This is a genomic window from Pantoea alhagi (assembly GCF_002101395.1).
Classification (GTDB): domain Bacteria; phylum Pseudomonadota; class Gammaproteobacteria; order Enterobacterales; family Enterobacteriaceae; genus Mixta; species Mixta alhagi.
In genome coordinates this window covers 2,837,879-2,855,903 of sequence record NZ_CP019706.1, presented here as the reverse complement: position 1 = coordinate 2,855,903, position 18,025 = coordinate 2,837,879, and the positions used below count along the sequence as shown (strand labels likewise).

Here is an 18,025-nt window from a genome sequence, read left to right as displayed (position 1 = left end):
CCTACATTTTCCGCGCCAGGATTGGTATCATAGCCGACTATTCTATTTTTCCGGCGCGCCCCGGATATTGACCTGCCGTTTTAAGGATTCCGCCATGCAACCTCTTACTGGCCCCGGCGCGCCCCAGGGCGATCGTACTACTGTACCCGGCGTATCCGGCCAGGCCCCGCGCAGCGGCGGCACACCCGGCGAGCAACCGCTTTCTCCTGGCCAGCGCACTACGCTGGAAAGGCTGGTGGTGCGCATTATGTCGCTCAGTACCCTGAAAGCGCCTGAGCTGTGGGCGGGATTACGCCGTGAGGTGGGAGTGAAAAACGATGCCGAGTTGCAGTCGCGCCACTTCCCCGCTGCGGAAAACTTTCTTAATGGCAGGCTTACGCAGGTACAAAATAATCACGCTACCCGCCAACTGTTACACCAGCTGACCGAGCTGCTGCCGCAGGGCAATAACCGGCAGGCCGTTAGCGATTTTATCCGCCAGCATTTTGGTCATACGGTGCTCAGTTCGCTGTCGCAGGATCAGCTACGTCAGGTGCTGACCATGTTGCAGAATGGGCAAATGACCATTCCGCAGCCGCAGTTAACGCGTAACAGCGATCGCTCGCTGCTGCCTGCAGAACATCAGACGCTGAATCAACAAGTGGTCAAATTGGCAGCCGCAACCGGCGAGCAGCCCTCAACGGTCTGGTCATCGGCCCTGAAGCTGGTCGGTCTGAAAAGCGGCGATCCTATCCCGTTACGCCACTTTCCGCTGCTGACGCAATATTTGCAGGTTCGTCAGACACTGAGCCAGCAGCATGCGCCAACGCTGCATATGCTGGAGACCGCGCTGAAGCATCCGCTGGATAATGCTGAACAGCAGATGCTGGAAACGTACAGCCAGCAGAATTTCCAGGCGACGCCGCAGACCATTTTGACTACCGCGCAGGCACAGGATCTGCTGAATCTGCTATTTTCCCGTCGCGCCGAACGCATTAGCGAAAGCGAGACGCCGCGGGCAGCCAGCGATATTAATCCGCAACCTATCTATAATCCGCTGGTTCCCTGGCTTCCGGCTCCGCTGCAGCCGCTGGCGAACCGGCCTGCTCTGGCGGCGCTGATAGTGCTGCTGGTTATCGGCCTGCTTTGGCTGCTGTTTTAATTAACAGCCGCAGTCACGCGCCGTAGCCTGCTGCGGCCATTCACCAGGGCTATCTCCCGTAACAACCGGATGCTGGTCGCGACGCCAAAAATCGAGTCCGCCGATCAGCTCCTTTACCCGCAGCCCGGCGCTGGCCAGTTTCCACGCCGCCTTAGTCGAACCATTGCAGCCGATGCCATCGCAGTAGGTGATATAGACCTTGCTGCGATCGAGGCGCGCCAGACTCTCCGGCGTCATATCGCGATGGGGAAAATTCACTGCGCCGCAGATATGCCCGGCCTGCCACGCCTGCGCTGAACGTGCATCTATTACCACGATATCCGTTACGCCATTGGCTAAGTCTTCGGCTACGTCCCATGCATCAGCGTAATACGCCAGTTTATGTGCCAGCCAGACTGCGCTGGCCTCCGCTTCAGGTGGGGGGAAAGCCAGAACGCTGGAAGTCATTGACATGTTTTTTCTCCGTTGGTTTTTCTGCCATCATAACGGTACTTCGGTATGATGACTGATACCGATTATTCTTTGCTGATAAGACCCATTATGGCCTCGCTTAGCGCACGTATCTCCATGCTTTACGCCGCCCAAACGGGCGCGACCCGGCGTGACCGGCTCTGCGGCGCGCTGCGTCAGACCATTAGCGAAGGCAGCCTGCCGGCAGGAAGCCGTCTGCCCTCTTCGCGTTTATTGGCCGCTGAGCTAAAACTGTCACGGGTAACGGCAGAGGCCGCCTACGGCCAGCTGGAAAGCGAAGGCTATCTGCATCGCAAAACCGGCCAGGGAACGTTTGTGGCTATTACGGTGCGCGCTCCCGCCGCCAGCAGATCCACCGCCGCGTTGTCCTTTACCCCTTCAGCACGAGCAGCTACGGTCATCACCAGCGGAGGCTGCCAGGATCCGCCCTTTCCTCACGCTTTTGCCGCTGGCTCGCCGGAACTGCGCGCATTTCCTCATGAGCTTTGGCGCAGGCTCACTGCTCGCCAGCAAAAACTGCATGGTAACGCCCTGATGCGTTATGGCGATCCACAAGGCTGGCTGCCGCTGCGTCAGGCATTAAGCACCTGGCTGGCTCAGGCGCGCGGCGTGCGCTGTGAGCCTGAGCAGTTGCTGGTGTTAACCAGCTCGCAGCAGGCATTACAGATGCTGGCGCTGCTACTGCTCGACAGCGGCGAAGAGGTATGGATGGAAAATCCGGGCTATCCCGGAGCGCGCCACGCTTTTCATAGCGCAGGCGCGCGCGTGACTGGCGTAGCGGTTGATGAGCAGGGAGCCGTACCCGGCGACGGTACGCCACGGCTTATCTACCTAACGCCTTCGCATCAATATCCCGCTGGCCCGGCGCTTAGCCTTGAACGTCGGCTGGCGTGGCTGGCGCTGGCAGAAAAGCGGCAAAGCTGGATTATCGAAGATGATTACGACAGCGAATTCTGGTACGACGCGCAGCCGATGCCCGCCATGCAGGGACTGGCGCCACAGCGCACCATCTATCTTGGCACCTTTTCCAAATCGCTGTTCCCTTCGCTGCGTCTGGCATGGATGGTGGTGCCTGAACCGCTGGTGACGCCGCTGATCCGTTTACGAAGCGTGATGGATGGGCACAGCGCACAACTGCCGCAGGCGGTGACCACAGCCTTTATTGAGCAGGGCCATTACGCAGCGCATCTGCGGCTGATGCGCCAGCTTTATCACAGCCGGCGTGATCTGTTGCAGGAGCGGCTTACCACCCTGTTGCCCGATCAGCTGGAGATACTGCCCTGCCGTGGCGGCCTGCAGATGACGGTTTTACTGCGTAAAGGGGATGAAGCTGAACTGACCGCACGGGCAGCGGCGCAACAGCTGCTGTTGCCGCGTCTGGCACCCTGCTGGCTTAACGATATGCCGGAACAGCAGGGCTGGCTGCTGGGGTTTTCCGCGCTGGAGCGCGCGGAAATCATCAGCGGCGTGAACCGGCTGGCGGCCCTGTTCTGAATCTATGCCCGCCAGTAGTGATAAGCGCTATGATAGTGCGGATGGCGTTTTTACCTGACGCACCATTAACAGTGACAGCAGCAGGCCAAGCAAAGCGCATGCGGCAGCGGCAAAATAAACCGAGCCATACCCCAGCGAGGTCGCCAGCAGGCCGGTCAGCGGTCCGCTGATGCCGTAGGCCACATCCTGAAAGGCAGCGAATCCGCCCAGCGCCGTGCCTCGCACCTGAGGCGCTACGCGTTTCACCACTTCCACGCCCAACGCCGGGAAGACCAGTGAACAGCCGCAGCCGGTCAGCGCTGCGCCCGCCAGCGCCATCCAGCCGTTGAATGAAAATCCCAGCAGCACCAGTCCAGCCGCCTCAATGGCCAGTGAAGCTACCGCAACGCGAACGCCGCCCAAACGGTCAGGCAAGTTGCCAAAAAAGATGCGCATCAATACAAAAGCACCGCCAAAGGCGCTCAGGGCAAAACCCGCATTGCCCCAGTGACGCTCTGCAAACCATAGCGAAGTAAAGGTGCCGATTACCGCAAAACCCACGCCCTGCAGCGCCAGCGCGCTGCCCGGTGACAAAATTTGTCCCACCACGCGCCACAGCGATGGGCGTTCGCCGCTCTGGGTTGGAACCGCCCGGATCCTGCTGTTCAACGCCAGTGCCAGCAGCGGCAGGACAAGCGCAACGACGCCCAGCCCGCTAAACCCCCAGTGCGCATGGATCCACAGCCCCAGCGGCGCGCCAGCCGCCAGCGCGCCGTAGATGGCCATGCCGTTCCAGGACATTACAAGGCCGGAGCGCTTCGGCCCGACCAGCCCCAGTCCCCAGGTCATGTTGCCGGTCAACAGCAGGCTTTCGCCAAACCCTAACAGCAGTCGGCCCAGCGCCAGCAGCGCGAATTTTCCTGCCGCTGGCAGCGCCAGCTGAGCCGCCAGCAAATAGGCGACGCCAACCAATGCGATTGCCATCATGCCCTGCTGGGTAGTGATTTTTGCACCGTGGCGATCGGCCCGCTTGCCGGCCAGTCCACGCGTCAACAGCGTGGCGAAAAACTGGATGCCTACCGCCACGCCAACCATAAGGTTGCTGTAGCCCAGCTCCTGATGTACAAACAGCGGAATAACCGGCAGCGCCAGGCCTGCGGTCAGATAGGTTAAAAATACTGCGAAGGAGGTACAGGCAACTAAAGCCGTACTCCGGGAAGATGAATTGATTGTCGTCTCGGACATTCGTCACGTATCTCCTGAATATTGCGGACGCAGGTCAGTTACCGCGCCCATCACGCCAGCAGAGCACTGGTCTGAATGCGTTGGTAACGTGAGAGTTTACGCAATATCATGACGATAGCAGATTGCAGATACAAAAAAGCCCGGCTTTCGCCGGGCTTTTCATTAAACGATTACTGATATTTACGCAGCGTCAGCGTTGCGTTGGTGCCGCCAAACCCGAAGCTGTTGGACATCACCGTGGTCAGTTGACGTTCGGTTGGCGTGGTAACGATGTTCATTCCTTCCGCCACCGGATCCAGTTCTTCAACGTTAATACTTGGCGCGATAAAACCGTGCTCCAGCATCAGCAGGGTGTAGATCGCTTCCTGTACGCCTGCGGCACCCAGGGAGTGACCGGTCATGGCTTTGGTTGCGGAAATGGCCGGCTGGTTCTCGCCAAACACTTCACGAATCGCACCCAGCTCTTTCGCATCGCCAACCGGCGTTGAGGTGCCGTGGGTGTTGATATAGTCGATAGGGGTATCCACGCCCTGCATCGCCATTTTCATGCAGCGCACTGCGCCTTCACCTGACGGTGCAACCATATCAGCGCCGTCGGAGGTCGCGCCGTAGCCCACGATCTCTGCGTAGATATGCGCGCCACGCGCCAGCGCATGTTCCAGCTCTTCAACCACTACCATGCCGCCGCCGCCAGCGATAACAAAGCCGTCACGGTTGGCATCATAAGTACGGGACGCTTTTTCCGGCGTGTCGTTATAACGGGTAGACAGCGCGCCCATGGCATCAAACTCACAGGCCATTTCCCAGCACAGCTCTTCGCCGCCGCCGGCAAAAACGATGTCCTGTTTACCCAACTGGATCTGCTCTACCGCGTTACCGATACAGTGCGCGGAAGTGGCGCAGGCGGAGCTAATGGAGTAGTTAACGCCGTGGATTTTGAACGGCGTCGCCAGGCAGGCGGAAACGCCAGAGGCCATCGCTTTGGTTACTACATATGGACCCACTGCTTTCAGGCCGCGCGGGCTACGCATAGCATCGGCGCCAAACACCTGGAAACGAGGAGAACCGCCGCCGGAACCGGCAATCAGGCCCACACGCGGATTATTTTGGTACGTTTCATCGCTCAGCCCAGCGTCTTTAATCGCTTCAGCCATTGAAAGATAGGCATAAATGGACGCATCACTCATAAAACGCACGATTTTGCGATCGATGAGGCCGGTGGTATCAAGCTTAACGTTACCCCAGACGTGACTACGCATGCCGGAATCTTTCATCTCCTGAGAGAAGGTAATACCAGAGCGACCTTCACGCAGAGATGCCAGGACTTCTTCCTGGTTGTTGCCAATGCTGGAAACGATTCCCAGGCCAGTAATCACTGCACGTTTCATCAAATACCTCTTCCATCATCATAATTAGGTTTTGACAGGCACTCTAGCTTACACTTGTACGCCGAACAAGTCCGATCAGCAAAATAGTTGCGTAAATTTGCGTGATGTGACCGCTCTCGCTAAAATCGCGGCACTGCCTGATAAGTGAGCCATTCCCGTTGAAAAACATTCCGATAGAACATGCAAAACTGGACTGGAACGATCAGGGTACACCTGTATCCCGAGAATTTGATGATGTCTATTTTTCTAACCAGAACGGCCTGGAAGAGACCCAGTATGTCTTTCTGGGCGGCAATAAGCTACCCGCCCGCTTTGCCACGCATTCACGCGCCTTATTTGTTGCCGCAGAAACCGGTTTTGGCACCGGTCTTAATTTTTTGACGCTGTGGCGCGCCTTTGATCGCTTTCATCAGGCGCACCCACAGGCAACTTTGCAGCGCCTGCACTTTATCAGCATGGAGAAGTTTCCGCTGACCCAGCAGGACCTCGCAGCCGCTCACAGACGCTGGCCAGAACTGGAGCCATACGCTGCACAGCTGCGTCAGCAGTGGCCGCTGGCGCTGCCTGGATGCCATCGTTTGCTGTTGGATGGCGGGCGCGTCACGCTGGATCTCTGGTTTGGCGATGTTAATACGCTTATTCATCATTTTGATGACAGCCTGCAGCGTAGCGTGGATGCCTGGTTTCTTGATGGCTTTGCGCCCTCTAAAAACCCGGAGATGTGGACGCCCGCGCTGTTTGAGACGATGGCGCGGCTGGCACGCGCTGACGGCAGCTTCGCGACCTTTACCGCCGCAGGTTTTGTGCGGCGTGGGCTGCAACAGGCGGGCTTTGCAGTGACCAGGCGCAAAGGTTTTGGTCACAAACGTGAAATGCTGTGCGGTATGCTGGCTGATGCGCCTGCTCTGCCCCCTTCCGCTCCCTGGTATGCGCGTACTCCTGCCGCTGGCGAGGAGATTGCCCTTATCGGCGGCGGTATTGCCAGCATACTTCTGGCGCTGGCGCTGCTGCGCCGTGGCAAACAGGTTACGCTCTACTGTGCTGACGATGCGCCGGCGCAAAACGCCTCCGGCAACCGCCAGGGCGCGCTCTATCCACTGCTTAACCAGCACGATCCGGCGCTGGCTCAGTTTTTCCCCGCCGCCTTCAGCTTTGCACGGCGGCTCTATGACAGCCTGCCGGTGGCTTTTGCCCATGACTGGTGCGGCGTGACGCAGCTGGCGTGGGATCAAAAGAGTCACGATAAAATTCAGCACATGCTGGCAATGGCGCTGCCTGAAGCTCTGGCGCAGGGCGTGGATGTCGGGCAGGCCGAACAGCTTGCAGGCGTGACGCTCGGCTGCAGCGGCATTCATTATCCTGCTGGCGGCTGGCTGGCCCCGGCAGAGCTCACCACGGCGCTGTTTACGCTGGCTCAACAGCAGGGACTACAGGTTTACTGGCAACATCGCTTAGAGCAGCTGGAAGAAACGGATAACGGCTGGCGGCTACGATTTGCCAACGCGCCGGATCGGCAGCATCAGAACCTGGTGCTGGCGAATGGTCATGCCATTAGCGCGCTGGCGCAAAGCGCTAAACTGCCGGTCTATCCGGTCAGCGGCCAGGTGAGCCATATCCCAACCGCGCCCGGCTTAACCGAACTCAGGCAGGTGTTGTGTTATGAAGGTTATCTGACGCCGGTCAGCCCGCAGTTTAATACCCACTGCATTGGTGCCAGCTATCATCGTGGCGATACCTCGGTGCATTATCGTGAAGAGGATCAGCAGGAGAACCTTCAGCGGCTACGGCACTGTCTGCCCGCGAGTGAGTGGACGCAAGCGGTAGACGTGAGCGCCGGTGAGGCCCGCAATGGCGTGCGCTGCGCAACACGCGATCACTTACCGATGGCGGGCAATCTGCCGGATTATGAGTCGCTTTTAGCGTGCTATGCCGATCTGCCGCAGCAGCGCGACGCGCTGGCAGAGATAACGCCGGCTCCAACATGGTCGGGATTGTTTGTGCTGGGCGCGCTGGGCTCACGCGGTTTATGCAGCGGCCCGCTGGCGGCTGAAGTCCTTGCGGCGCAGCTGTGCGATGAGCCGATACCGCTGGATCGCGATACGCTGGCGGCTCTTAACCCCAATCGTTACTGGGTGCGGAAACTACTGAAAGGCAAGCCGGTGAGCTGACGGCAGTTTATATGTACAGGAAATGTAAAAAGCGGCCCGCGCCAAGTAAGGCGCGGGCCGGGCTGTCAGGGATAACGTTTTTTGCGTCTTTACGATCGGCCCGGACTCCCCGCGCAGGCACGGTATAAGGTCAGTTACGCTTCGCCGTTTTTTAATAAAAATCAGGCGGGCTGGCGCGCCTGCAAAAACAGATTATCCCACATGCCGATCACCAGCGCCTGATCGCGCGGCGAGAGTTCACCGGCGGCAATAGCGTTTTGCAGGCTGTTTTGCACCTGGATCTGTAGCGCCTCTGCAGTATGTTCGCCGCTCTTTTCCAGCTCCACTACCGCCAGAGTGAGGTGACCGCGCAGGTAGCCACTGGCAAATAGCTCATCATCGCTGGCATGCTCGACCATATCGTCAATCAGGGCCAAAATACGCGTTTCAAATTCTGCGATCATCTCAATTCCTCATTATGTCGCGCCTCCGTTCAGCGCAGATCTTCCGGCCAGGGAAACTGCGCCGCCGTCAGCGGGGGCGTGTGATAAAAACGCTGTAATTCAGCGATAAAACGGGCCGGGCGCGCCGGGATCCCGTTTTCAAGATAGTGCATTACCTGAGCATAAACCTTACGCTGAAACGCAATGCGATCCGGCTCATGATCGCCATTGAGATTGTCACAACTTACGTTGAAGGGAAAGCCCGCCGCGACGCTGAACATCCACTCCAGCGCCTGCGGTTTAATCTCAACCGATTCAAACTGATTTTGCGTGGCGGCGTCACGTCCGTCCGGGCAATACCAGTAACCAAAATCAACCAACTTGCGACGCTCAGCACCGGCAATACACCAGTGAGATATCTCATGCAGCGCGCTGGCGTAATAACCATGCGCAAACACCACGCGATGCCAGGGTGACGTTTCATCCGCCGGAAGATAAATGGGTTCATCGTCGCCTTTAATTAGACGCGTCTGAAAATCATCCTGGAAACAGCGATCGAATACGCTAATCAGGTCCTGATAGTGGTGCGTTGTGTTCATATACTTATATGTCTGCTAAAAAAAACGCGCAAATTGTCGCATTATGCATGCGCATTGACGAGCATTATCCAAAAAGGTGCGTGAGCCAGTGACCAATGGCAGCGCCGTAATCTTCATACAGCAGCTTGCTGCTCATCACCACCGAAACAATCACTACCATCGGACGGATCAGCTTCTGTCCGCGCGACAGCACCATCCGTGCGCCCAGACGCGCGCCGCAAATCGAACCCAGTAGCATCACCAGCCCCACGCTCCACACCACTTTGCCGCCCATGATAAAAAACAGCAGGCTGGCGAAGTTAGAGGTGAAATTAAGCACTTTGGCGTGCGCGGTGGATTTAGCCAGATTGAAACCGGCCAGCGTCACGAAAGCCAGCGCATAAAAAGAGCCGGCCCCCGGCCCGAAAAAGCCATCGTAAAAACCAACCGTGCCGCCCGCCACCAGCGCAAACGGTAGCCCGTACAGGCGGCGCTGCCGATCCTCTTCGCCTAAGCGCGGCATCAGCAGGAAGTAAAGGCCAATACCGATAATCAGCAACGGCAATACCTGACGCAAAAAGTCGGAACGCACATGCTGCACCAGCAGCGTGCCGCAGACCGCGCCGATAAAGGTCATCGCGATATTCAGACGCTGCTCGCGCAGCAATACCGCGCCGCGCCGGACAAAATAGAGGCTGGCAGAGAAAGAACCGCCAACCGCCTGCAGTTTGTTGGTCGCCAGCACCTGAGCAGGCGTTAGCCCGGCTGACAGCAGCGCAGGCACGGTAAGCAGGCCGCCGCCGCCAGCGATCGAATCGATAAACGAAGCCAGCATAGCGACAAAAAACAGCACCGCTATCATCTGCGGCGTGACAACCAACCAGTCCATGTAAAGTCCTAAAGTAAATGTTTATCCAGTAGCGCCTGACAGGATGGCGGCAGCGGCGGCGGTTCTCGCTTCACCGATGCTCCGCTGCCTGGTTTTTTCGGCAAAAACCAGCTTTCCAGCTCAGCATCGCAGCCATCACCCGGCGGCGGCGGCGCCTGATCCTGACACTCCAGGCTATCCGGCGGACAACGCAGGCGGACATGCATATGGGCGCGGTGAGCAAACCACGGGCGCACCTTGCGCAGCCAGTCGCGATCGCTACCGGCATCAGCGCAGAGCTGCTTTTTGATCGCCGGATTGACAAAAATGCGCGTGACCTGCTCATCTTTTGCCGCCAGTTTAATCAGGCTGCTGATCTCCGGCTTCCAGTGGCGCGCCACGACGCGCTTGCCGTCGGCGCTCACCAAATCAAGCGGTTGCGGCTTCAATAGCATCTGCGGTGTCCAGCGTTTTTTCGGTAGCTGCAGCCAGATATCAACGTCCAGCCCGCTCTGATGGCTGGCATGACCGCTGCTGAAGCGCCCGCCTGCAGCCATGCCCATATCGCCAATCAGCACCTGCCCCAGCCCCAGATTATGAACCTGAGTCGTCAGGCGCTGGATAAACAGGATCAGGTCAGGATGACCAAAATAGCGTCGCTGATCCGGGCGCATGACCTGATAAGCGGGATTATTCAGCGGCAGCGGCTGTGCGCCGACAATACATCCGTTGGCAAATGCGCCAATCGCCTGCGGCGAGCCGGGGATCGGCGAAGTAATGCGCTGCCATGGCGTGGCCGCCAGCGTCGATGGGCTGAGCAGCAGCGCGCCCAGCATAAGAAGCGTTTTCTTCATCATTACCAGCGAGGAATGGTGGTAGAAACGTCAGCGCACTGTGCACGGTGGCGCAGCAGATGATCCATCAGCACGATCGCCATCATTGCTTCCGCGATCGGCACCGCACGGATCCCTACGCAGGGATCGTGACGCCCTTTGGTGATCATCTCCACCTCTTCACCCGTGCGGGTAATGGTTTTACCCGGCACGGTAATGCTGGAGGTGGGTTTCATCGCCAGATGGGCAATCACCGCCTGACCGCTGCTGATGCCGCCGAGAATGCCGCCCGCATGGTTGCTCTGGAAGCCGCTGGCGCGGATCTCATCGCGATGCTGACTGCCACGCTGATTCACCACGGCAAAACCGTCGCCGATTTCAATCCCTTTCACCGCATTGATGCTCATCAGTGCGTGGGCCAGATCCGCATCCAGACGATCAAATACCGGCTCGCCAAGGCCGACCGGCACATTTTCCGCAACGACCGTCACTTTCGCGCCAATCGAGTCTCCCTCTTTCTTCAGCGCCCGCATCAGCTCGTCCAGCGCCTCCAGCTTGTCGGGATCGGGACAGAAGAAGGGGTTTTGCTCAACCTGATCCCAGTCTTTCAGCTCGCAGGCAACATCACCGATCTGCGCCAGATAGCCACGTACCTGAACGCCGAACTTCATCTGCAAATATTTTTTCGCAATGGCACCGGCCGCGACGCGCATCGCCGTTTCGCGTGCGGAAGAGCGCCCGCCGCCGCGATAGTCACGCAGACCATACTTTTGCTCGTAGGTGTAATCGGCATGGCCCGGACGGTACAGATCTTTGATCGCGCCGTAATCCTGCGAACGCTGATCGGTATTTTCAATCAGTAACCCAATACTGGTGCCGGTGGTGACGCCTTCAAACACGCCGGACAGAATGCGTACCTGATCCGGTTCACGCCGCTGGGTGGTATAACGCGAGGTGCCCGGACGTCGCCGGTCAAGATCCCGCTGTAAATCCGCTTCGGTTAGCGGAATACCTGGCGGTACGCCGTCAACGATACAGCCCAGCGCAATGCCATGCGACTCACCAAAGGTGGTGACGCGAAAAATCTGTCCAATCGTGTTGCCTGCCATCTCGGCTCCGTTATTGTGCGATTAATCTTTGAAGAATTTGAAATGATGCTGTGCGTCGATAATTTGCTGACGGGTCAGCATAAACACGCCGTCGCCGCCGTTATCAAACTCCAGCCAGGTAAAGGGCACGTCAGGATACTGCTCCATCATATGCACCATACTGTTGCCTACTTCACAAATCAGCACGCCATCTTCCTGCAAATAGTCTGGCGCGCAGGCGAGGATGCGCCGCACCAGCTTCAGGCCATCGCTGCCTGCTGCCAGGCCCAGTTCCGGCTCATGCCGGTACTCGTTGGGCAGGTCATCCATATCATCCGCATCAACATAGGGCGGATTGGTGACGATCAGATCGTACTGCAGCCTGGGCAGATCGCGGAACAGGTCGGAGCGGATTGGCGTAACCTGATGAATCATACCGTGCTCGTCAATATTCTGCTCGGCAACCGCCAGCGCATCAATTGAGAGATCCACGGCATCCACTTCCGCCTCCGGAAAAGCGTAGGCGCAGGCGATAGCGATACAGCCGCTGCCGGTACACATATCCAGAATATGCTGTGGCGCGCGATTTACCAGTCCGGCGAACCGGCTATTGATCAGCTCGCCAATTGGCGAACGCGGCACCAGCACGCGCTCATCAACATAAAATTCATGACCGCAAAACCAGGATTTATTGGTGAGGTAGGCCACCGGAATCCGTTCATTAACACGGCGGATAACGCGCTCAACGATACGGTGGCGCTCGCTGGAGGTCAGGCGCGCGTTGCGCATCTCTTCAGGAATATCCAGCGGCAGGTAAAGGGTAGGCAGAACCAGCTGAACAGCTTCGTCCCAGGGATTATCCGTGCCGTGGCCGTACCAGATATTGGCAGCGGCAAAACGGCTCACCGCCCAGCGCAGCATGTCCTGAATGGTATGCAGTTCATTCACTGCCTCATCGACGAAAATTTTGTCCACGTTGCCCTCCACAGGCCGTTCCGTAATTACGGCGGGTAGTTTGCCATGAAGCGGGCAAGAATTCAGCGCGGCGAGGTGAAAAAGCTGACTTTTGTTTACAATGCGGGTTATCGTAGCCGACAGGCCGTGCAGCCTGCGACTTTCAACCAGCAGATAATTGAAGATTATGAAGAAAAAAGAGCAGCTCAGCGACGATGATAAAGCGCTGTTTCGTCAGCTGATGAGTGGCACCCGCAAGCTAAAGCAGGATACCCTGGTGCATAAGCCGGTGCGTAAGAAAGCGGAGGTTTCGCTGAAGCGTCAGCTTTCGGAACAGGCAGATAACAGCCACTATTTCTCAGATGAGTTTCAGCCGCTGCTGGCAGAGGAAGGTCCGGTACGCTATGTGCGCAGTGATGTCAGCCACTATGAATTAAAAAAACTGCGGCGCGGCGACTATACGCCGGAAATTTTTCTCGATCTGCATGGGTTAACGCAGCAGCAGGCCAAACAGGAACTGGGCGCGCTGATCGCCGCCTGTCGGCGCGAACATATCTTTTGCGCCAGCGTGATGCACGGTCACGGCAAGCATGTCCTGAAGCAGCAAACGCCGCTGTGGCTGGCGCAGCATCCTTTTGTGATGGCGTTTCATCAGGCACCTAAAGCCTTTGGGGGCGATGCGGCCTTGCTGGTGCTGATTGAAGTAGAAGAGTGGCAACCGCCAGAGTTACCCTGACGGCAGAGAGGATTACATCGCTTTTGCCAGCTTAGAGGGGCTAACCTGCCACTTTAAAATGCCTTCGCTGTTTTCGGCATCAAAATCGATACAGGCAATGGCCGAGGTGGCAAACATCGGCGGTGGCTCCTGCGGACAAAGCTCCGATACCAGATAGCCAACCAGGGGAAGATGCGAAATAACCAGCACGGATTTCACGCCCTCTTTCGCCAGAGTCTGTAGATAGCAGGCCACCAGCGCCGGATCGCCGCCCGGTGTCAGCTCAGGTAAGACTTCCTGCTCCTGCGGTAGCCGCAGGGCTTCACGTACTGTTGCCAGCGTCTGCTCTGCCCGCAGGTAGGGACTGACCAGCACCCGTTCAATATCCAGAGTCTGGCTGTTTAGCCAGCTCGCCATCTGGCGTGATTCATCACAACCACAATGGGTAAGAGGCCTAACCGAATCACTGGCTGCCTCAAGTGCAGCGTCGCCGTGACGCATGATAAAAACTTGCATAAAGCACCGCTGTTGTTTAACAAAATCGTCAGATCATCAGGCTGTCCGACGCTTCATTCTGCGAATGAACGCTGTGTTGTAACCTAATGACTTGAGTATAGTCAACCGATTGTTTATTAAACGAGCTATTGTCGGAATCTGCCGCCCGACGCAATGAAATTGCGCCCTGCCTAAGCCGCTGAATCATTGTGGGTATTAACTTCCGGTAATGAATTGTAAAAGTGTTCACCGCGCTCGGCGCGTTGGCGAAGCGCTTCGCAGGGAGAAAAACGATCGCCGTACTGATGCATCAGGCTGGCTAATGTATTAACCACATTGGCGATCCCCAGGCTATCCATATAGCGGTAAGGACCGCCCAGGAAAGGAGGAAAGCCGATGCCGAACACCGCGCCCAGATCGCCATCGCGCGGGCTGCGTATGATCCCCTCTTCCAGGCAGCGCGCCGCCTCATTCAACATCATCATCACGCAGCGTTGAACAATCAGCGCACCGTCCAGCCGATGCTGCGGCTGAATATGCAGCAGAGAGTAAATGGTTTTATCGGGGCGTTTTTTTCCGCCCTGATAACGATAGAAACCGCGCCCGTTCTTACGCCCTTTGCGGTTATCGTTGAGCACGGCGGCGAAGGCTTCCGGCGCGGCGAAACGCATGCCATATTCCTGTTCCAGAATCGGCAGGATTTTAGTGCCGACATCGATACCGACCTCATCCAGCAGCTGTACCGGACCCACCGGGAAGCCGAATTTAATCAGCGCGTTGTCTACCACTTCAATAGGCTCGCCTTCCAGCACACAGCGCATGGCTTCATTTATATAGGGTGCCAGAATACGGTTAACGTAAAAACCAGGGCGGTCGGCTACCACAATCGCTGTTTTTCCCTGCTGCCTTGCCAGCGCCACGGTGGTGGCAATGGTACGGGCGGAGGTGGTTTGATGCGGTATCACTTCCACCAGCGGCATTTTTTCTACCGGGCTGAAGTAGTGCAGGCCGATAACATTTTCCGGGCGCTGCGCCAGCGCGGCGATGCGGGCTATCGGCAGGGAGGAGGTGTTCGAGGCGAAAACCGTATCAGGGGCGCAATGCTGTTCTACTTCCGCCACCATCTGCTGCTTTAAGCTGAGATCTTCAAACACCGCTTCGATAATCAGATCGCGCTGACTAAAGCCGCGATAGTCGGTGCTGCCGGTAATCAGCGCCATCTGACGCTGGCGTTCGGCGGCGCTAATTTGGCGTCGCCGGACCTTTTTACTCAGCAACTCCCAGCTATATTTCATCGCATGGTTAATTCCTTCCACGCTGACATCTTTAATACGCACCGGCAGTTTCGCTTTGGTTGCGGTAACGGCGGCGATGCCGCCGCCCATCAATCCACCGCCCAGTACGCCAATACTGCGTAACGTGGCGGATTCAGCGTCATACTCTTTTTTCAGCGCGGTGTTGGCAAAAAACAGCTGGCGCAACGCGGCGGCCTGCGCGGTCATGGTGAGTTCGCCAAAGGCAAGCGCTTCTGTTTCATGACCGGCCCGCATCCCCTGCTCCAGCCCGGTTTTTACCGCCTCCAGGATACGTCGCGTAGCCGGATAGTTGCCGTGTGTTTTCGCCTCGCTCTGGCGTGCCGCCAGTTGAAACAGAATGGCGCGCCCCGCCGGTCCGTTCAGCAGACGCTCACGCAATGGCAACTGACGATGCGCGCTTTTGCCTTTCAGCACCAGCTTAACCGCCGTTTCCAGCAGAATGCTGTGCGGTACCGCCTCATCAACCAGTCCCAGCTTCAGCGCCTGCTTTGCCCGCAGGGTTTTACCGGTAAGAATCAAATTCAACGCCTGGGATGCGCCAATCAAACGCGGCAGGCGTTGTGTGCCGCCGCTGCCGGGCAGCAGGCCCAGCTGTACTTCCGGTAATCCAAGCCGGGTTTTATCATCCAGCGTACAAACGCGCCGATCGCACGCCAGCGCCAGTTCCAGCCCGCCGCCAAGGCAGGCACCGTGGATCGCGGCCACTACCGGCACCGGCAGCGCGGCAATCTCTGACATCACACGCTGCCCCTGCTCGGCCAGTTTGCGCGCCTCATCGGCACTGTGGCACCGATCGATCATGCTGATATCCGCGCCGGCAATAAAGGAATCCGGCTTGCCGGAAATGAACACCAGTCCGGCCAGCGTCGGGTTTTGCCGCGCCTGAGTTATCATCGCCCGAATTTGTTCAATAAATGCCGCCTTCAGGGTATTCATTTTTTCATCGGGGACATCAATAACGATGATGCCGACATTGTCGCTGCGCATGCTCAGATGAAATGCGGATTGCTGTTCCATGACCTTATTCAACCTCCAGTACCATTGCCGCACCCAGCCCACCCGCCGCACAGGCGGTAACCAGACCAAGACCGCCACCGCGCCGGCGCAGTTCGTTCAGCGTTTGCGTAATCATGCGCGCGCCGGTTGCGGCAAAAGGATGTCCATAGGCGATAGAGCCACCGAGAACGTTAAACTTCTCCTGGTCCACGTCCCCCAGCGCCTGGGGACGATTAAGCACCTCGCGGGCAAAACGCTCGTCGCGAAATACTTTCAGATTAGCCAGCGTTTGCGCGGCGAATGCCTCATGCATATCAATCAGCGTAAGATCGCTTAGCGTTACGCCCGCACGATCCAGTGCCAGCGGCGAGGCATATGACGGCCCCAGCAGCATATCCTGCCAGACATCGGTAGCGGTAAAGGCGTAGCTACGCAGGTAGCCCAGCGGCGTAATCCCCAGTTCGCGCGCGCGCGATTCGGTCATCAGGATAACCGCAGCGGCGCCGTCGGTAAGCGGTGTGCTGTTGGCCGCCGTCACGCTGCCATGTTGACGGTCAAAGGCGGGACGCAGCCGAGCATAATCCTCAACGGCGCTGTTTTCACGTACATTATTATCCTGCTGAAGCGCTGCGCGCCATGGCGGCACCCAGGTTGTCATCACTTCATCCGTTAACTTACCTTCCCGCCAGGCCTGCGCTGCGCGCTGATGGGAACGGTGCGCCAGCGCATCCTGCTGCTCGCGGCTGATACCATGCGTTTTCGCCATCTGTTCAGCGGTATCGCCCATGCGTAGTCCGGTAGAATACTCCGCTACCGCAGGCGGCACCGGCAAGAGGTCTCGCGGACGCAGCTGGCTAAACAGCCTGAGTTTTTTACTCAGGGTACGGGCTTTAGTGAGGTCGACCAGCGTTCTGCCCAGTTTTTTACTGACGCCAATCGGTAAAACAGATGAGGAATCGGCTCCGCCGGCGATACCGGCGCTGACGCTACCGGCCAGCAGGCTTTCCGCCAGATTAGCCACCGCCTGAAAACTAGTGGCGCAGGCGCGGCTGACGCTGTAGGCATCGGTTTGAACGTTGAGACCGCTGCTTAATACAATTTCGCGCGCAATATTGGGCGCTTCAGGCATCTGAATGACCTGTCCGAAAACCAGCTGTTCAATGATCTCCGCCGGGATTTCGCTCCGGGCCATCAGTTCGCTGACCACCATCCTTCCCAGCTCGACCGCCGGAATGCCGTGCAGCGCTGTCGCCTGACGGGCAAAGGGGGTACGAAGTCCGTGGGTAATGGCGATGCGATCGCCCTGACGCGTCAGCAAAGGAAGCGCTCTGCTCATTATTCTCACCTGTTAACCGCGACCGCAGCATCATTGCCAAAGAGGTCAGACCTGCACAGTGTAAACAGTTTGTTTAAGCGTGCCAGCGGCGCGGCGAGAAAATGAGAGCAGCAACACAGTTGCCGAAAAGATGAAACCGGCACGAGCTCCGGCATTGCAGGCAAGGAAAATCGGCGCCGTTTCCTGCGCCGACAGGCAGGACTTAGCGCAGGCCGAGCTGGAAGATGAGGGTTTCCGCCTGGCAGCTAAAGGTAAAATCCACATCCAGACGCACGCCGTCAGGCTGCTCAGTGAAGATCGGGGTGATAATACAAGGTTCAGATTCAACGCCGCGCGCTTTTTCCGTGAGTGAGGCCAGCATCGCTTCTGCCTGCTGACGGTTCTCAAACAGGCGTGACCATGAGGCGGTACAATCGCTGTTATCCATTACGGTGCCGACATCAACGCAGCAGCAGGCTGCTGTTTCGTTAGCGCTACATTTATTTAAAGCATCACTCATCGCTCTCTCCTGGCATGCTTTTTATACAGTCAATTTTAA

At 57.7% G+C, this 18,025-nt stretch carries 17 protein-coding genes; 4 read left to right on the top strand and 13 right to left on the bottom strand.

Going from position 1 to position 18,025, the window contains the following annotated elements:
- The first annotated feature begins 94 nt into the window (after nt 1–94).
- Complete coding sequence (gene flk, locus B1H58_RS13355) at nt 95–1,141, top strand: flagella biosynthesis regulator Flk (protein WP_085070976.1); 1,047 nt, start codon at nt 95–97, stop codon at nt 1,139–1,141.
- On the opposite strand, the gene B1H58_RS13350 is transcribed toward flk, so the two are convergent.
- A complete protein-coding gene (locus B1H58_RS13350; RefSeq protein ID WP_085070975.1) occupies nt 1,142–1,594 on the bottom strand; it encodes a rhodanese-like domain-containing protein in 453 nt (150 codons plus the stop codon).
- Between the two features lie 87 nt (nt 1,595–1,681).
- Between B1H58_RS13350 and pdxR the strand changes: the two genes are divergently transcribed.
- Nucleotides 1,682–3,106, top strand: a complete 1,425-nt coding sequence (pdxR, locus tag B1H58_RS13345; protein WP_085072314.1) for a MocR-like pyridoxine biosynthesis transcription factor PdxR — start codon at nt 1,682–1,684, stop codon at nt 3,104–3,106.
- Between the two features lie 27 nt (nt 3,107–3,133).
- Here the strand turns inward: pdxR and B1H58_RS13340 are convergent, their stop codons facing one another.
- Nucleotides 3,134–4,330 carry an arabinose transporter gene (locus B1H58_RS13340; protein ID WP_085070974.1) on the bottom strand — a complete coding sequence of 399 codons (1,197 nt, stop codon included), beginning with the start codon at nt 4,328–4,330 and terminating at the stop codon, nt 3,134–3,136.
- A 170-nt stretch (nt 4,331–4,500) separates the two neighbouring features.
- Nucleotides 4,501–5,718: a beta-ketoacyl-ACP synthase I gene (fabB, locus tag B1H58_RS13335; protein WP_085070973.1), complete on the bottom strand. Its 1,218-nt coding sequence runs from the start codon at nt 5,716–5,718 to the stop codon at nt 4,501–4,503.
- Between the two features lie 158 nt (nt 5,719–5,876).
- Between fabB and mnmC the strand changes: the two genes are divergently transcribed.
- Nucleotides 5,877–7,886 (top strand): bifunctional tRNA (5-methylaminomethyl-2-thiouridine)(34)-methyltransferase MnmC2/FAD-dependent 5-carboxymethylaminomethyl-2-thiouridine(34) oxidoreductase MnmC1, encoded by a 2,010-nt coding sequence (gene mnmC, locus B1H58_RS13330; RefSeq protein WP_085070972.1) that lies wholly within the window; start codon nt 5,877–5,879, stop codon nt 7,884–7,886.
- Between the two features lie 161 nt (nt 7,887–8,047).
- Here mnmC and B1H58_RS13325 read toward each other — a convergent pair whose 3' ends face one another.
- The 6 genes from B1H58_RS13325 to prmB all read right to left on the bottom strand — a co-directional run bounded on the left by B1H58_RS13325 (nt 8,048) and on the right by prmB (nt 12,650).
- A complete protein-coding gene (locus B1H58_RS13325) occupies nt 8,048–8,329 on the bottom strand; it encodes a YfcL family protein (RefSeq protein WP_085070971.1) in 282 nt (93 codons plus the stop codon).
- 29 nt (nt 8,330–8,358) lie between these two features.
- Nucleotides 8,359–8,907, bottom strand: a complete 549-nt coding sequence (locus tag B1H58_RS13320) for an elongation factor P hydroxylase (RefSeq protein WP_085070970.1) — start codon at nt 8,905–8,907, stop codon at nt 8,359–8,361.
- A gap of 64 nt (nt 8,908–8,971) precedes the next feature.
- Nucleotides 8,972–9,775, bottom strand: a complete 804-nt coding sequence (locus B1H58_RS13315; protein WP_085070969.1) for a sulfite exporter TauE/SafE family protein — start codon at nt 9,773–9,775, stop codon at nt 8,972–8,974.
- Nucleotides 9,776–9,783: 8 nt separating this feature from the next.
- On the bottom strand, nt 9,784–10,608 hold the full coding sequence (gene mepA / locus B1H58_RS13310; protein WP_085070968.1) for a penicillin-insensitive murein endopeptidase: 825 nt from the start codon (nt 10,606–10,608) through the stop codon (nt 9,784–9,786).
- Between the two features lie 2 nt (nt 10,609–10,610).
- Entirely contained in the window at nt 10,611–11,696 is a 1,086-nt protein-coding gene (gene aroC / locus B1H58_RS13305) for a chorismate synthase (RefSeq protein ID WP_085070967.1), read from the bottom strand.
- Between the two features lie 21 nt (nt 11,697–11,717).
- Complete coding sequence (gene prmB / locus B1H58_RS13300; protein ID WP_085072313.1) at nt 11,718–12,650, bottom strand: 50S ribosomal protein L3 N(5)-glutamine methyltransferase; 933 nt, start codon at nt 12,648–12,650, stop codon at nt 11,718–11,720.
- A 166-nt stretch (nt 12,651–12,816) separates the two neighbouring features.
- On the opposite strand from prmB, the gene smrB reads away from it, so the two are divergent.
- Nucleotides 12,817–13,365 (top strand): endonuclease SmrB, encoded by a 549-nt coding sequence (smrB, locus tag B1H58_RS13295; protein WP_085070966.1) that lies wholly within the window; start codon nt 12,817–12,819, stop codon nt 13,363–13,365.
- A gap of 12 nt (nt 13,366–13,377) precedes the next feature.
- Here the strand turns inward: smrB and sixA are convergent, their stop codons facing one another.
- The 4 genes from sixA to B1H58_RS13275 all read right to left on the bottom strand — a co-directional run bounded on the left by sixA (nt 13,378) and on the right by B1H58_RS13275 (nt 17,986).
- Nucleotides 13,378–13,860: a phosphohistidine phosphatase SixA gene (gene sixA / locus B1H58_RS13290; protein ID WP_085070965.1), complete on the bottom strand. Its 483-nt coding sequence runs from the start codon at nt 13,858–13,860 to the stop codon at nt 13,378–13,380.
- A gap of 170 nt (nt 13,861–14,030) precedes the next feature.
- Nucleotides 14,031–16,172, bottom strand: a complete 2,142-nt coding sequence (gene fadJ, locus B1H58_RS13285; protein WP_085070964.1) for a fatty acid oxidation complex subunit alpha FadJ — start codon at nt 16,170–16,172, stop codon at nt 14,031–14,033.
- Nucleotides 16,173–16,176: 4 nt separating this feature from the next.
- Nucleotides 16,177–17,487, bottom strand: a complete 1,311-nt coding sequence (gene fadI, locus B1H58_RS13280; RefSeq protein ID WP_085070963.1) for an acetyl-CoA C-acyltransferase FadI — start codon at nt 17,485–17,487, stop codon at nt 16,177–16,179.
- A gap of 202 nt (nt 17,488–17,689) precedes the next feature.
- A complete protein-coding gene (locus B1H58_RS13275) occupies nt 17,690–17,986 on the bottom strand; it encodes a YfcZ/YiiS family protein (RefSeq protein ID WP_085070962.1) in 297 nt (98 codons plus the stop codon).
- Nucleotides 17,987–18,025: the final 39 nt, after the last annotated feature.

Coding starts and splice junctions, on each gene's coding strand:
- flk (WP_085070976.1), top strand. CDS start 95: ATGCAACCTCTTACTGGCCCCGGCGCGCCCCAGGGCGATCGTACTACT.
- B1H58_RS13350 (WP_085070975.1), bottom strand. CDS start 1,594: ATGTCAATGACTTCCAGCGTTCTGGCTTTCCCCCCACCTGAAGCGGAG.
- pdxR (WP_085072314.1), top strand. CDS start 1,682: ATGGCCTCGCTTAGCGCACGTATCTCCATGCTTTACGCCGCCCAAACG.
- B1H58_RS13340 (WP_085070974.1), bottom strand. CDS start 4,330: ATGTCCGAGACGACAATCAATTCATCTTCCCGGAGTACGGCTTTAGTT.
- fabB (WP_085070973.1), bottom strand. CDS start 5,718: ATGAAACGTGCAGTGATTACTGGCCTGGGAATCGTTTCCAGCATTGGC.
- B1H58_RS13325 (WP_085070971.1), bottom strand. CDS start 8,329: ATGATCGCAGAATTTGAAACGCGTATTTTGGCCCTGATTGACGATATG.
- B1H58_RS13320 (WP_085070970.1), bottom strand. CDS start 8,907: ATGAACACAACGCACCACTATCAGGACCTGATTAGCGTATTCGATCGC.
- B1H58_RS13315 (WP_085070969.1), bottom strand. CDS start 9,775: ATGGACTGGTTGGTTGTCACGCCGCAGATGATAGCGGTGCTGTTTTTT.
- mepA (WP_085070968.1), bottom strand. CDS start 10,608: ATGAAGAAAACGCTTCTTATGCTGGGCGCGCTGCTGCTCAGCCCATCG.
- aroC (WP_085070967.1), bottom strand. CDS start 11,696: ATGGCAGGCAACACGATTGGACAGATTTTTCGCGTCACCACCTTTGGT.
- smrB (WP_085070966.1), top strand. CDS start 12,817: ATGAAGAAAAAAGAGCAGCTCAGCGACGATGATAAAGCGCTGTTTCGT.
- sixA (WP_085070965.1), bottom strand. CDS start 13,860: ATGCAAGTTTTTATCATGCGTCACGGCGACGCTGCACTTGAGGCAGCC.
- fadJ (WP_085070964.1), bottom strand. CDS start 16,172: ATGGAACAGCAATCCGCATTTCATCTGAGCATGCGCAGCGACAATGTC.
- fadI (WP_085070963.1), bottom strand. CDS start 17,487: ATGAGCAGAGCGCTTCCTTTGCTGACGCGTCAGGGCGATCGCATCGCC.
- B1H58_RS13275 (WP_085070962.1), bottom strand. CDS start 17,986: ATGAGTGATGCTTTAAATAAATGTAGCGCTAACGAAACAGCAGCCTGC.